Source organism: Limimaricola hongkongensis DSM 17492 (assembly GCF_000600975.2).
GTDB classification, from domain to species: domain Bacteria; phylum Pseudomonadota; class Alphaproteobacteria; order Rhodobacterales; family Rhodobacteraceae; genus Limimaricola; species Limimaricola hongkongensis.
This window is the reverse complement of the sequence record NZ_KK088649.1, coordinates 424,930-438,261: the sequence shown is the minus strand read 5'-3', so window position 1 is coordinate 438,261 and position 13,332 is coordinate 424,930. Positions and strand designations below refer to the sequence as shown.

The following is a 13,332-nucleotide window of genomic DNA, read 5'->3' as shown; positions in this document are numbered from 1 at the left end:
ACGCGTAATTTGCCCGCCAAAGCCCCACCCCGCCCCAACCCCGAGGAATCCCATGACCCAGCGCCTGCATCTCGTCTTCGGCGGCGAGCTGACCGACCCGTCCAAGAACGTGTTCCGCAACACCGACGACATCCACATCGTCGGCATGTTCCCCGACTACGCCTCTGCCTACAACGCGTGGAAGACCGAGGCGCAGCGCACCGTCGACAACGCCCACATGCGCTACTTCATCGCGCATATCCACCGGCTGCGCGACGAGGAGGCCGCCGCCTCGCCGACCGAGGAACTCGGCAACTGAGCCCCGCCCGCGACGACCCCGCGGCGCGGCCAGACGGGCCGCTGGTCTGGGTGCATTGCCCGGACCCGGCACGCCGGGCCGCGGTGGTGGCGCTGGCACGCCGCTTCGAGGAGGACCGCGATCCGCTGTCGCTCCTGCTGACGGCGCCGGCGCGGCTGCGCGAGGCGCCGCGCAAGCTCATGCAGTGGCCGCCGCTGCCCGACAGCCGCGCGGCCACGCAGGAGTTCCTGTCGCGCTGGCGGCCCGACCTGCTGGTCTGGATGCGCGGCCCGGTGCAGCTTTCTGTGCTCTCCGAAACCGCCAAGGCCGGGCTGCCCGCGCGTGTGGTCCGATGGCCGAGGCCCGAGGCGATCGCGGTGGCGGGCGGCGGCTGGCGGCCTGGCGCCCGGCGCGCCGCCTACCGGCAGTTCGAGCGGCTGCTCGCCGCCGACGGCACCGCCGCGGCGCGGCTGCGCCGGATCGGCGTCGAGCCCGGCCGCATCGAGATCACCGGCCGGCTCGACGCGACCGGCCCGCTGCCCGAATGCCACGAGCGCGACCGCGAGGACATCGCCCACGCGATCGGGTCGCGCCCCGTCTGGCTCGTCGCGGGCGCGGTCGAGGCCGAGATCGACGCCATCGCCGCCGCCCAGAGACAGGCCAGCAAGCGCGCGCACCGCCTGCTGATGATCGCCGCCCCCGCGACCGAGTCCACGGCCCAGCCGCTTGCCGCCGCGCTGCGCGCGCAGGGCTTCAACGTGGCCGAGCGGCTCGATGGTGTCGAACCGGACGAGGCGACCGAGATCTATGTCGCCGACGGGCCGGGCGAGATCGGGCTGTGGTACCGGCTCGCGCCGATGACGATGCTGGGCGGCACGCTGTCGGGCCAGCCCTGCCGCGACCCGATGGAGCCCGCCGCGCTCGGATCGGCGGTGCTGCATGGCACCGAGGCCGCGACCCATGGCGCGGCCTTCGCCCGGCTCGCCGCCGCCGGGGCCTGCCGCGCGGTGCGCGGTCCCGCCGATCTCGGGCAGGCGGTCGAGACGCTGCTGGCGCCGGACCGCGCCGCGATGCTGGCGAAATCGGCATGGGAGGTGGCGACGGAGGGCGCGGAGGCGACCAACCGGACCGTCGAGCTGGTGCGCGCGGCGCTGGACCGGAACGCATGAGGCCGCCCGTCTTCTGGGATGGCGACCCCGCGCGCCCCGGCCCGCGCGCCCGCGCGCTGGCGCCGCTCGCCGCGCTCTATGCCCGCGCCACCGCCGCCCGCGTGGCGCGGCCCGGCTGGCGCGCGCCGGTGCCGGTGATCTGCGTCGGCAACCTCAACGCCGGTGGCACCGGCAAGACCCCCACCGCCATCGCGCTGATGCAGCACCTGTCCGCACGCGGCATCGCCGCGCATGTGGTGAGCCGCGGCCATGGCGGGCGGCTCGAAGGGCCGGTGCGGGTCGACGAGCGCCGCCACTCCGCCGCCGATGTCGGCGACGAGCCGCTGCTGCTCGCGGCCTTCGGGCCGGTCTGGGTCGCGCGCGACCGGGCGGCGGGGGCGCGCGCCGCCGTCGAGGCCGGGGCCGAGGCGCTGATTCTCGATGACGGGTTCCAGAACCCGGCCCTGACCAAGGATCTTTCGATCATCGTGGTCGATGCGGCGCGCGGTTTCGGCAATGGCCGGGTGATCCCGGCGGGGCCGCTGCGCGAACCGGTGGACCGGGGGCTCGCCCGCGCCGACATGGTGCTGTCGATCGGCGGCGCGGCGCAGCAGGCGCGCTTTGCGGCGCGCTGGGGCGCGGCGCTTGCCGGGCTGCCGCAGCTGACGGGCCGGCTCGCGCCGCTGGCCACGGGGATGGTCTGGGACCGGATGCCGGTTCTGGCCTTCGCGGGGATCGGCCACCCGGAGAAGTTCTTCGCGACCTTGCGCGGGCTCGGCGCCGATCTGCGCCGGGCCGAACCCTTGGGCGATCACCAACCGCTGACGCCGGCGCTGATGGCGCGGCTGGAGCAGGAGGCGCGCGCCCTGCCCGCGCAGCTGGTGACGACGGAAAAGGACGCGGTGCGCCTGCCCGCGTCCTTCCGGTCCAAGGTCCTGACCCTGCCGGTGCGGCTCGAATGGGGCGACGTGGCCCCGCTCGATGCCGCGCTCGACCGGATCGGCCTTACTCCTCGATGAGGCCGTCGATGATCTCGGCCATGTCGGCCCAGGCCATGTTCGAATGCTTTTCGCCGTTGATCACGAAGGTCGGGGTCGAGTTGATGCCGTCTTCCTTGGCGTTCTGCTCGAACCAGCCCACCAGCTCCTGCGCCTTGTCGCCATCGGTCAGGCAGGCTTCGAGCTGTGCCTCTTCGAGACCCGCCTTGAGACCGATCTCGCGCAGCTTGGTCGCGATCGCCGCCGGATCGCCGCCCGCGGCCCAGTCGCGCTGCTGGTCGTAGAGCATGTCGGAAATGCCGAAGAACTTCGCCTCGCCGCCGCAGCGCGCGATCATCGAGGCCCAGAGGCCGGGGCGGTCGAAATAGACCTCGCGGTAGACGAAGCGCACGCGGCCGTCGTCGATGTAGTCCTTGAGCTGCGGATAGCTGGTTTCATGCCAGTCCCGGCAATGCGGGCAGGTGAAGGAGGCGTATTCCATCACCGTCACCGGCGCATCCTCGGCGCCCTGCACCATCTCGACGATGCCTTCCTCGGCGGCGTTTTCGGCGGGGGCGGCTTCCGCCTCGGCGGTGGTGCCGGTCGCGGCCTCCATCCCGGCCGCATCCTCGCCGCCATGGCTGCCCATCCCGGTGGTCGCTTCGGCCTGCGTATCGGTCTCGGCCCCGGCGGCCTCCTGCGCCGAGAGCGGCGCGGCGAGGGCCATCCAGCCCAGCGCGGCGGTGAAGGCGATGGTCGAGCTTGCGAGTTTCATGTGTCTTCCTGTCTCAATTCCGGCGTTTGGACAGGACATTGGCAGCCAAGGCCTCGAGCGCAAGTCGCAATTCCGTGTCCGCCACGCCGTCGGCGGTCTTCGCCGCTTGCGCCTTCAGCTGCGGGTCGGGCCGGGGCGGTTCGGGTGTCGGGGCGGGGGCGAAGGCGGCCTGCCCTTCGGCGAAACCGGTCGGCGCGGTCTGGGTGATCCGCACCTTGGAGATCGCGCGGTAGCCGTAGCAGGCATTGACCCGCTCGCGGATCGTTTCGGCCTGCATCGACAGCATCGGCGCCTGCGCCCCGGTGGTCAAAAGCGTCAGCGTCGCGCCCAGCCCGTCGCGCCCGTAGCCGACCTTGACCGGCTGCGCGATCCGAGCCGTGTCCTCGCCGACGATCTCGGCCCAGTGGGTGAGAAGCCGCGTCACCGCGAATCCCCGCGCCTCGGAGGCGGTGCGGATGCGCGACTGCAACAGGCCCGAGGCCTGCGCAAAACCGCGTGTGGAGGAGTGGCGTCGCTGTTTCATGGCAGCGCCCACCCTACTAGATGGAGGGGGGGCCGGACCAGAGGGGACGACGTGCAGGATACCGAAATGACCGCCGCGCTGCTGGCGTGGTACGACCGCCACGCGCGCATCATGCCATGGCGCACCGGCCCGGCCGATCGCGCGGCGGGCCTTCGCCCCGATCCCTACCGCGTCTGGCTGTCGGAGGTGATGCTGCAGCAGACCACCGTGGCCGCCGTGCGAAAATACCACGAACGGTTCACCGCGCTGTGGCCGACGGTGGCCGATCTCGCCGCCGCGCCGGACGCCGATGTCATGGCCGAATGGGCGGGGCTTGGCTATTACGCCCGCGCCCGCAACCTGCTCAAATGCGCGCGCGCCGTGGTCGCCGAACACGGCGGGCGATTCCCCGACACGCATGACGCGCTGATCGCCTTGCCCGGGATCGGCCCCTACACCGCCGCCGCCGTGGCCGCGATCGCCTTTGACCGGCCCGAGACGGTGGTGGACGGCAATGTCGAGCGGGTCATGTCGCGGCTGTTCGACGTAAAAACGCCGCTGCCCGCCGCCAAGCCCGAGCTCACCGCCCATGCCGCGCGGCTGACCTCGCACGCCCGGCCCGACGACCACGCGCAGGCGGTGATGGATCTCGGTGCGACGATCTGTACGCCGAAGAGCCCCGCCTGCGGCATCTGCCCGCTGCGCGCGCCTTGCCTTGCCCGCCAGCGCGGCACCGAAGCGCAGCGCCCGGTCAAGGCGGCGAAGAAGCCCAAGCCCGAACGGCGCGGCTTCGCCTATGTCGGGCGGCGCGCCGACGGCGCGTGGTTGATGGAGACCCGGCCCGAAAAGGGGCTCTTGGGCGGGATGCTGGGCTTTCCCGGCTCGGACTGGAACGAGGCGCCCCGGCCCGCGCCCCCCGCCCCCGCCGCGTGGCGCGAGGTGGGCGAGGCGCGGCACGTCTTCACCCATTTCGCGCTGACCCTGACCGTCATGGTGGCCGAGCTGCCGCCCTCGAACCCCGAGCGCGGGCATTTCGTGTCGGCCTCCGCGTTCCGCCCCGGCGCGCTGCCCACGGCGATGCGCAAGGTGCACGACGCAGCGGCGCCGCATCTTGCCGTTGAGGGGTCGGGGGCCACTGGCTAGGCTCCGCGCATGAGCACCCTCCCCGCCCCTCGCGCGTCTCTCCTTGCCGCCCTGCCCTACTGGGTGTCGCTCCTGACATTGCCGCTGGCGGCCATCGCCGCGCTGATGGGCGGCTGGTGGGTGCTGCTGCTGCCGGCCTTCGCGTGGCTTTTGTTCGACATCCTCGATCTCGTCGGCGGGCTCGACCGGTCGAACCCCGACCCCGACACGCCCGAGAGCGCGCTGTTCTGGCACCGGCTCATCACAGTGATCTGGGTGCCCGCGCAGGCGGCGATGACCTTCGGCCTCGTCTTCTACGCCACCCGCGCCGGGCATCTGGGCGGCTGGGAGAAGATCGGGCTGTTCGTCGGCCAAGGCGTGATCTCGGGCGCGGTGGGCATCGTCTATGCGCATGAGCTGCTGCACCAGCGCGACCGGGTCGAGCGTTGGCTGGGCGACATCCTGCTCGCCATGGTGCTCTGGTCGCCGTTCCGCTCGCATCATTTGCGGGTGCATCACTTGCATGTCGGCACCCCCGCCGACGTGGTGACGGCGCGCTACAACGAAGGATTTCACCGCCATTTCTTTCGCGTGCTGTGGCAGATGCCGCGCGACGCATGGCGGGCCGAGGCGCGGATGCTGGCGCGCAGGGGGCTGACCATGCGCAGCCGCCAGAACCCGTTCTGGCGCTACGCGGCGCTACAGGCGGGGATGCTGGCGCTGGCGCTGGCGCTCGGTGGCGTCGAGGGGCTGATGTTCTTCGCGCTTCAGGCGGTCGTCGCGATCTGGCAGCTGGAGCTGGTCAATTACATCGAACATTACGGGTTGACCCGGAAGCATCTGGGCGATGGCCGCTACGAGCCGGTGCGCCCGCGCCATTCGTGGAACGCCGAGCACCGCGCCTCGAACCGGCTGCTGATCAACCTGCAGCGCCATTCGGATCACCACTACAAGCCCGACCGCCGCTATCCGCTGTTGCAGACCTATCCCGAGGACGAGGCGCCGCAGCTGCCGCAGGGCTACCCGGTCATGGGCGTCGCGGCGCTGATCCCGCCGGTCTGGCGGCGGATGATGAATGGCCGCGTGCGCGCATGGCGCAGGCGGTTCTACCCGGAGATTGCGGATTGGGGCCCATATAAACGCGGCGAGCTGCCGCGCCCGCGCGGCGCCTAGCCCTCGGCCATCTCCGCGCGGACCTGCTGGCGCAGAAGGTCGATCGGCACCGCCACGCCGTCGCGTTTGAAATGCCAGTAGGTCCAGCCGTTGCAGGAGGGCGCGCCTTCGAGCTGCGCACCGACCTGGTGGATCGAACCCTTGGCCTCGGACGAGACCAGCGTGCCGTCGGCGCGCACCCGCGCCTTGTGACGGCCGCCCAGGCTGTGCAGCACCTCGCCGGGGCGCAGCATGCCGCGTTCGACCAGCACGCCGAAGGCGACACGCGGTTCGGCCCGCTTGGAGGTCGAGACCTGCAGCGCCTCGGCGTCGTAGGGCTGCACGCGCGCAAGACGGGCCTTGGCGACCTTGCGGTAGCTTGCCTCGCGCTCGATGCCGATGAAATCACGGCCCATCGCCTTCGCGACCGCGCCGGTGGTGCCGGTGCCGAAGAACGGGTCGAGCACCACGTCGCCGGGATTGGTGGTGCCCAGAAGCACCCGGTGCAGCAGCGATTCGGGTTTCTGGGTCGGATGCGCCTTCTGGCCGTTCTCGTCCTTGAGCCGCTCGCCGCCCGTGCAGATCGGCAGCACCCAGTCCGAGCGCATCTGCACGCCTTCGTTCAGCGCCTTCAGCGCCTCGTAGTTGAAGGTGTATTTCGCGCCTTCGGATTTCGAGGCCCAGATCAGCGTCTCATGCGCGTTGGTCAGCCGCTTGCCGCGGAAATTCGGCATCGGGTTGGATTTGCGCCAGACCACGTCGTTGAGAATCCAGAAGCCCTGATTCTGCAACTCGGCGCCGAGCCGGAACACGTTGTGATAGGAGCCGATTACCCAGATCGCGCCGCCGGGCTTGAGCACCCGGCGCGCCTGTTTGAGCCAGGCGCGGGTGAAGGCGTCATAGGTCTTGAAGCTGGCGAAGCTGTCCCAGTCGTCATCCACCGCGTCGACGCGGGAATTGTCGGGACGCATGAGATCGCCCCGAAGCTGCAGGTTGTAGGGCGGATCGGCAAAGACCAGGTCGACGCTTTCATCCGGCAGCTTGCGCATCTGCGCGACGCAGTCGCCGGCCAAAACGGTGTTCAGGGGGAGCGTGGCCGCCCCCCGGCTTGTCGTCTTCGTGGTCATGGAAACGCCTCTGATCCGCGGCGGTGGCCCGCTTCGTGGTTGTGGATAAATATGAGTCAGAGGTGAGTCGGTGTCAAAATCTTTTTCGAATCAGTCGCTTGCGATTGCGGCTTGATACAAGATGTTGTGGATGGGCTTGAAACCCCGTCTATGGTGGGGCGTAACCCCCAGATCTAGCAGGGCGGCCTTGTGCTGGGCCGTTCCATAGCCCGCGTTGCGCTCCCAGCCATAGCCGGGATGGGCGCGGGCCAGATCGGCCATGAGCGCGTCGCGCGCCACCTTGGCGACGATCGAGGCGGCGGCGATCGACAGCGACCGGCCATCGCCGCCCACCAGCGTCTCGCAAGGGTGGTTGAGCCCGCGCGGCACCATGTTGCCGTCGACCAGCACGTGGCCGGGCGGTGCGGGCAGCCCGGCGATGGCGCGGATCATCGCGATATGCGCGGCACGCAGGATGTTGTGTGTCTCGATTTCCGCGACGCTGGCATGGGCGATCGAGACCTCGGCCACTTCGGCGATCTCGGCCGCCAGCGCGGCCCGGCGCCGCGCCGTCAGCCGCTTCGAATCGTCGAGCCCTTCGGGAATGCGGTCAGGGTCGAGAATCACCGCCGCAGCTGTGACCGGCCCGGCGAGCGGGCCGCGCCCGACCTCGTCGACGCCGCAGATACGGGAAAGCCCACGTGCGCGGGCGGCGGATTCGGCTGCGTAATCGGGTGGCATGGCGCGCTTCTGGCGCGGCATGGCGCGGCGATCAAGCCTCGTGGCGCGGCGTCGTGAATGAAATGGGGGGCGAAGGACATGACATCCCCCGCCCCCGAAGCGGATGCGGCAACTGGGGCAAAGGCCGCACCCATGCTCGACCGTTTTACCGGACGGCAACCCTGTAGCCACGATCGCGCAGGCACTGCGTGTCGTAGCCGGAAGTGATCCGACCTTCGGCCTGACCGGTGACGGCGCAATCGAGCGGAAAGCTCCGCGCCAGCACCGGGTAGTCGTCGAGACAATCGCCATCGACCACCGAGGCGGCTTCGAAACCGGCCTGCTGGCGGCGCAGGCAGGCAAAGGGGATCTCGCCCGTCGCCACCGGCGTGGTGGTCTCGGGCTGGCGCGGCGCGGGCGCGGGCTCCCAGTCGCGCAAGAGGTCGGCGGTGACCTCGTCGCGCGGCACCGGCGGCAGCGCCTCTGTCGCGCGCGGTGCGCTCCGCGCGTCGAGCCGGGCACGGGCCTCGGCGCGGCGACGCTCTTCGGCGTCGCGGGCAAGCTCGGCCAGCCGCGCCTCTTCGGCCTGCCGCACGATCTCGGCGCGGCGGGCCTCCGCTTCGGCTTGGGCCTGTGCTTCGGCTTCGGCCTGCGCGCGTTCACGCGCCTGCGCCTCGGCCTGCGCATCGCCCGGATCGAGGCCGAGTTCGCGGGTGATCGCCTCGATCCCGCCAGCGGCACCCTGCCCGGCGATGATCGCGCCCAGCGCGCCCAGCGCCGCGCGGGTGCGCGCATCGCCATCGCTGTCGCGCCGGTCCTCCTCGGCGTCGGTCAGCCGCTCGAGCTGTTCGTCGAGCCGCGCCTTGGCCTGTGCGCGGCGCTTCTCTTTTTCCTTGCGGGCTTTCCTTGCGGCCTGTCTCGCCTCCTTGCGCGCCTCTCTTTCCTCTTTCTCGGCGCGCTCTTCCTCTTTCTTTCGGTCCTTTTCGCGTTCGCGATGCGCGGCGGCGCCGATCACGCCAAGCGCCACCAGCCCGCCGATCAGGCGGCCCATGTTCTCGTCGTTCTGCGCCACGGCAGGCGCAGGCGCGAGGCCGGAAAGGCCCAGCGACAGCGAAAGCGTCGCGGCGATGAGGCGTCGTGCCATGGCGGTCTCCGTCATGCGGCTCCCGGGCGGAGCGGATACCCTGCGGCCGGCCGGTCTTGCGGGGCCGGGGGGAACAGGTCTTGCGGGCAAAGTTGGGGCAATGGCCCCGACAGGCAATAACGCGGCGGCGCGTGGGCCGCGTTATTGAATAGCGCGCGCCGACACAGCATGGTGCAGGGCATGAAAACCCTCGCCCTCACCCTTTGTGCCCTCGCCCTCAGCGCCGTTTCGGCGCAGGCGGCCTGCTACGCCGATTACAAGGCCAAGCGCGACGATCCGCTCAGGCTGCATTACGGCGTTGCCGAAATCTCCGCGCCATGCGACCAACCCGACGCCGCCGCGGACGAGCTGCGCCCGCGGCTCGGCTCGGATGGCTGGTCGCTCCTTGCCATCGTGAGCCTGTTCGGCGACGATGGTCTGGAGAAAAGGCGGGACAGTGCAGGCGATTACTACCTCCGCTACTGAAGCGAGACAGGCCGGCAACCGGATCGTGACGGCGGGGCTCGCCGCGATCGCGCTGTTGCTGGTCGGCGCGGCGATCCTGCTGTTCGTCAACCTGCCAGACGCCAACGCCTTCAACGCCCGGGTCGAGCGGCTGTTCGTCGAGAATGACGACCTGACCGCGCGGGCCGAGATCAAGCTTCTGGAAATCCTCGCGCAATCGGGCACCGCCTTTTCCGAGGTGCTGGCGAGCTATCGCTTCGTGATCTTCGTGCTGCTGACCTTCGCGCTGGCGATGCTGGTGGCGGCGGTGGCGTTCTTGCTGATGCTGGTCCAGCTCAACCGCCGCATGGGCCGGATCGAGCGCAAGGGGATCGAGGTCAATTCCCTCGTGATCGCCCGCGACCAGAACGCGGTGCGGCTCAATGATTTCGAGTTCAAGCTGACGGCGGCCGCGATCGAGACGCTGTCGGCGCTGGCCGAGGCGCGGATGGATGACGAGGTGCTGTCGGGGTCGGAGATCGAGGCGGTGATCTCGGGCCGCTCGGCCGCCGATTGCGACGAGGCGGCGGGCGCCACCCGGATCAAGCGGCTGCGCGACAGCCTGGGCAACCAGCTGGTCAGCGAGCTTCTGGTCAAGAACATCGCCAAGCGCGGCTATGTTCTGGCGATCGACAAATCGGTGATCCGGATGCTGTGAGGGCGCCGCCCGATCAGCCCTGCAACAGCCGCGCGTATTCCGCCTCCGGCACGCCGTAGCAGCCGCCGACCATCTGTTCGAGCCCGTCGCGGTCGAGAATGCGGATCAGCCCGCGCGTGGCCCGCACCAGCCCCTGCCCTTCGAGGATGTGCAGCGACACCGTCACCCCGGCGCGGCGCACGCCGAGCATCACCGACAGGAAACCATGCGTCAGCGGCACCTCGTCGCCGTCGATCCGGTCGTGGCACATCAAGAGCCAGCGCGCGAGGCGGGCGTCGAGCTTGAGCTTGGCATTGGCGAGCGCGGTATGCGCGGTCTGCACCGACAGCGCGTGGCAGTAATGCAAGAGCCGCTCGCGCAGCGCGTCCTGCTGCAACGCCGCGCGCAGCCGGTCGGCCTCCAGCCGGTAGCCCGCGCCGCCGATCTGCACCGTGGTCTGGTGCGGCGACCGGTCGGTCCCGAGCGCCAGCATCGCCCCCGACATGCCCTCGCGCCCGACCAGCCCCGCTTCGATCTGCGCGACGGCCCGGTCGCTCATCGCGACGATCGAGATCACGCCGGATGTGGGGAAATAGACATGCTCGACCGGTTCGTTCGGCTCTTCGAGGATCATGCCCTGCGGCAGGTCGACGGGCTCGAGATCGCCGAACACGAGATCGGCCAGCGCCGCGGGCATCCGGGCCAGCAGCTGGTTGCCCGTGTCTCCTGTGCCTTTTTCCTCGACCTTCATCGGCGCCTTCTCGTCGCGGGCGGTCGGACGACAGGTATCGCTCTCCCGGCGGATGCACCCGGTATTGTTTCGCAACCGCGATTTCGTGCTACGATCCCGACGTGGTAAATGCCAGTATGCAACATGGTTCCGTGCGGACCCGCACAATTGCGTGAGCGCGATCTGAAGGGAGGTGGCGACCCCGGCAGGACTCGAACCTGCAACCTATCCCTTAGGAGGGGATTGCTCTATCCAGTTGAGCCACGGGGCCATCCGCCTCTTCCATGCCCGGCTTTGCCCGGCCCGTCAACGCCGCTTGGACAAGCCCCGCGGCGCATCCTATAGCTCGCCCGAAATGCCCCCGATCGGATCCGCGCCTTCATGACCATTCCGCCCCGCCGCCCGCTCACGCTCCGCGACGTCTCCGAAGCCTCGGGGGTCAGCGAGATGACCGTGAGCCGTGTGCTGCGCAACAAGGGCGACGTCAGCGACGCGACCCGCGCCAAGGTGCGCGCCGCCGCCAAGAAGCTCGGCTACGTGCCGAACCGGATCGCGGGCTCGCTCGCGTCGAGCCGGGTCAACCTCGTCGCCGTCATCATCCCCTCCTTGGGCAACATGGTGTTCCCCGAGGTGCTGTCGGGCATCTCGGAAACGCTGGCGGGCACCGGGCTGCAACCGGTGGTGGGGGTGACCGATTATCTCCCCGACACCGAGGAGCGGGTGCTGTTCGAGATGCTGTCCTGGCGGCCCTCGGGGGTGATCGTGGCCGGGCTGGAGCACACCGAGGCAAGCCGGGCGATGCTGATGCGCGCCGAGATCCCGGTGGTCGAGATCATGGACACCGACGGCGCGCCGATCGACGCCTGCGTCGGCATCAGCCACCGCCGCGCCGGGCGCGAGATGGCCGAGGCGATCCTGCGCGAGGGCTATCGCCGGATCGGCTTTCTCGGCACCAAGATGCCCGCCGACCACCGCGCCCGCAAACGCTTCGAGGGCTTCACCCGCCACCTTGCCCGCGCCGGGGTCGAGATCGCCGACCAGGAATTCTATTCGGGCGGCTCGGCGCTCAAGAAGGGGCGCGAGATGACCGAGGCGCTGCTCCGCCGCACGCCCGATCTCGACTTCCTCTATTTCTCGAACGACATGATCGGCGCGGGCGGTCTGCTGTGGCTGCTCGAACAGGGCATCGACGTGCCCGGCCAGATCGGTCTTGCCGGGTTCAACGGGGTCGAGCTTCTGGACGGGCTGCCGCGCCAGCTGGCGACGATGGATGCCTGCCGCCGCGAGATCGGGCGCGAGGCGGCGCGAATCATCGCGGCGCGCTGCGCCAACCCCTCCGAGGGCGGCGCCGAGCGGGTCGAGCTGACGCCGTTGATCACCCGTGGCGAGACGCTGCGCCGGGCCTGATCCCGCCTCGCGCGAAGCTTTTCGCCGACCGGCGACGGAGCCCGCGATCTTTGCTTCGCATGCGCCCCGATTCGGCCTAGCCTCTTATCCACAGGGCCTCCCCGGGGAAGGATGGCCCGCACGAGGGAGACGCGCGCCGTGACGAAGATGCCGTTGCAGCTGTCGCCTCGGGAGGTCGACATGTTCATCGGCTTTCTCGACGATGGCTTTTGCACATGCGAGATGATCACCGATGCCGAGGGCCAGCCGGTCGATTACCGGTTTCTTCGCATGAACCCGCAATTCGAGGCGATGACCGGCCTTTATGGCGCGCAGGGGCGCACCGCGCTCGACATGGTGCCCGGTCTCGAACCGTTCTGGATCGAAACCTATGGCCGAATCGCGCTGCAGGGCGAATCGCGGCGCTTCCAACAGGAATCGGCCGCCATGGGCCGGCATTTCGATGTCTACGCCACGCCGATCGAACCGCATGGGCGCTTTGCCATCGTGTTTCGCGACATCACCGAGACCAAGCGCATCGAAGCCGAGCGGGAGGCGGCGCTGGCCGAGGCGCAGCAGCTGCTCGCCGAGCTGAACCACCGGGTGATGAACAGCCTCGGTACCATTTCGTCGATCATCGCCATGGAATCGCGCGCCCGCGCCGAGGGAGAGGGGCGCGAGGCGCTCGGGCGGATCCGGTCACGGGTCCACGCGGTGGCGAGCCTGTACCGACGGCTCAACGCGTCCGGCTCGATCGAAAGCGTCTGCTCGCGCGATTACCTCGACAAGATCGTCGAGGGGCTCGCCTCCTCGATCGGCCGCGACGGCATCGGGATCGAGGCGCGGATCGCCCCGGTGCGGCTGTCGACGCGAATCGCGGTGCCGCTGGGGCTCATCGTCAACGAGCTGGTGACCAACAGCCTGAAATACGCCTTCGCCCCCGGCACCACGGGCCGCGTGATCGTGGCGCTCGACGTGCTCGACCATGGCCGGTTGCAGCTTTCGGTATGCGATGACGGCTGCGGTCTCGGCCCGGCGGCGCGGTCCGACAGCGGCATCGGCCAGCAGCTGGTGCGCGCCTTTGCCGCCCAGCTCGGGGCCAGCCCCTCGACCGAAAGCGGTCCGGGCGGCACGACGGTGACGGTGCGGTTCGACAGCTAGGCCCGGCGCGGC

15 protein-coding genes and 1 tRNA gene are annotated in these 13,332 nt (G+C 70.1%); 9 read left to right on the top strand and 7 right to left on the bottom strand.

Features of this window, described 5'->3' with window-relative positions; translation table 11 throughout:
* The first annotated feature begins 52 nt into the window (after window positions 1-52).
* From LOKHON_RS04160 to lpxK, 3 genes are read left to right on the top strand one after another with little or no spacing between them, the layout of a single operon-like run.
* Window positions 53-298 carry a DUF4170 domain-containing protein gene (locus LOKHON_RS04160; RefSeq protein WP_017927659.1) on the top strand — a complete coding sequence of 82 codons (246 nt, stop codon included), beginning with the start codon at window positions 53-55 and terminating at the stop codon, window positions 296-298.
* On the top strand, window positions 295-1,446 hold the full coding sequence (locus tag LOKHON_RS04155) for a 3-deoxy-D-manno-octulosonic acid transferase (protein ID WP_281177644.1): 1,152 nt from the start codon (window positions 295-297) through the stop codon (window positions 1,444-1,446). The genes LOKHON_RS04160 and LOKHON_RS04155 overlap by 4 nt, the downstream gene beginning before the upstream one ends.
* Window positions 1,443-2,444 carry a tetraacyldisaccharide 4'-kinase gene (lpxK, locus tag LOKHON_RS04150; RefSeq protein ID WP_017927661.1) on the top strand — a complete coding sequence of 334 codons (1,002 nt, stop codon included), beginning with the start codon at window positions 1,443-1,445 and terminating at the stop codon, window positions 2,442-2,444. Before LOKHON_RS04155 ends, lpxK begins: the two co-directional genes overlap by 4 nt.
* On the opposite strand, the gene LOKHON_RS04145 is transcribed toward lpxK, so the two are convergent.
* Window positions 2,431-3,177: a DsbA family protein gene (locus LOKHON_RS04145; protein ID WP_017927662.1), complete on the bottom strand. Its 747-nt coding sequence runs from the start codon at window positions 3,175-3,177 to the stop codon at window positions 2,431-2,433. The two genes, lpxK and LOKHON_RS04145, sit on opposite strands and share 14 nt — an antisense overlap.
* A 13-nt stretch (window positions 3,178-3,190) precedes the next feature.
* Complete coding sequence (locus LOKHON_RS04140; RefSeq protein ID WP_026147373.1) at window positions 3,191-3,700, bottom strand: DUF721 domain-containing protein; 510 nt, start codon at window positions 3,698-3,700, stop codon at window positions 3,191-3,193.
* 66 nt (window positions 3,701-3,766) lie between these two features.
* Between LOKHON_RS04140 and mutY the strand changes: the two genes are divergently transcribed.
* Complete coding sequence (gene mutY / locus LOKHON_RS04135) at window positions 3,767-4,822, top strand: A/G-specific adenine glycosylase (protein WP_017927664.1); 1,056 nt, start codon at window positions 3,767-3,769, stop codon at window positions 4,820-4,822.
* 9 nt (window positions 4,823-4,831) lie between these two features.
* Window positions 4,832-5,974: an alkane 1-monooxygenase gene (locus LOKHON_RS04130; RefSeq protein WP_026147374.1), complete on the top strand. Its 1,143-nt coding sequence runs from the start codon at window positions 4,832-4,834 to the stop codon at window positions 5,972-5,974.
* On the opposite strand, the gene LOKHON_RS04125 is transcribed toward LOKHON_RS04130, so the two are convergent.
* From LOKHON_RS04125 to LOKHON_RS04115, 3 genes are all read right to left on the bottom strand, one after another.
* The gene (locus LOKHON_RS04125) at window positions 5,971-7,080 is read right to left on the bottom strand and encodes a site-specific DNA-methyltransferase (protein ID WP_017927666.1); all 1,110 of its coding nucleotides are present in this window, start codon (window positions 7,078-7,080) and stop codon (window positions 5,971-5,973) included. The two genes, LOKHON_RS04130 and LOKHON_RS04125, sit on opposite strands and share 4 nt — an antisense overlap.
* Window positions 7,081-7,170: 90 nt before the next feature.
* Window positions 7,171-7,821, bottom strand: a complete 651-nt coding sequence (locus LOKHON_RS04120) for a ribonuclease HII (protein WP_017927667.1) — start codon at window positions 7,819-7,821, stop codon at window positions 7,171-7,173.
* Between the two features lie 124 nt (window positions 7,822-7,945).
* A complete protein-coding gene (locus tag LOKHON_RS04115; RefSeq protein WP_162561752.1) occupies window positions 7,946-8,923 on the bottom strand; it encodes a hypothetical protein in 978 nt (325 codons plus the stop codon).
* 180 nt (window positions 8,924-9,103) lie between these two features.
* Between LOKHON_RS04115 and LOKHON_RS04110 the strand changes: the two genes are divergently transcribed.
* Together LOKHON_RS04110 and LOKHON_RS04105 are read left to right on the top strand one after the other, a co-directional pair.
* Window positions 9,104-9,388: a hypothetical protein gene (locus LOKHON_RS04110; protein WP_017927668.1), complete on the top strand. Its 285-nt coding sequence runs from the start codon at window positions 9,104-9,106 to the stop codon at window positions 9,386-9,388.
* Between the two features lie 25 nt (window positions 9,389-9,413).
* Window positions 9,414-10,064 (top strand): winged helix-turn-helix domain-containing protein, encoded by a 651-nt coding sequence (locus tag LOKHON_RS04105; RefSeq protein ID WP_017927669.1) that lies wholly within the window; start codon window positions 9,414-9,416, stop codon window positions 10,062-10,064.
* 13 nt (window positions 10,065-10,077) lie between these two features.
* Here the strand turns inward: LOKHON_RS04105 and LOKHON_RS04100 are convergent, their stop codons facing one another.
* Window positions 10,078-10,794 (bottom strand): Crp/Fnr family transcriptional regulator, encoded by a 717-nt coding sequence (locus LOKHON_RS04100; RefSeq protein ID WP_017927670.1) that lies wholly within the window; start codon window positions 10,792-10,794, stop codon window positions 10,078-10,080.
* Window positions 10,795-10,967: 173 nt separating this feature from the next.
* Window positions 10,968-11,044 (bottom strand) — tRNA-Arg (locus tag LOKHON_RS04095).
* Window positions 11,045-11,154: 110 nt separating this feature from the next.
* Here LOKHON_RS04095 and LOKHON_RS04090 point away from each other — a divergent pair.
* Both LOKHON_RS04090 and LOKHON_RS04085 read left to right on the top strand, forming a co-directional pair.
* Complete coding sequence (locus tag LOKHON_RS04090) at window positions 11,155-12,180, top strand: LacI family DNA-binding transcriptional regulator (RefSeq protein WP_017927671.1); 1,026 nt, start codon at window positions 11,155-11,157, stop codon at window positions 12,178-12,180.
* A 147-nt stretch (window positions 12,181-12,327) separates the two neighbouring features.
* Window positions 12,328-13,320 (top strand): PAS domain-containing sensor histidine kinase, encoded by a 993-nt coding sequence (locus LOKHON_RS04085; RefSeq protein WP_245631428.1) that lies wholly within the window; start codon window positions 12,328-12,330, stop codon window positions 13,318-13,320.
* The last annotated feature ends 12 nt before the right edge of the window (window positions 13,321-13,332 follow it).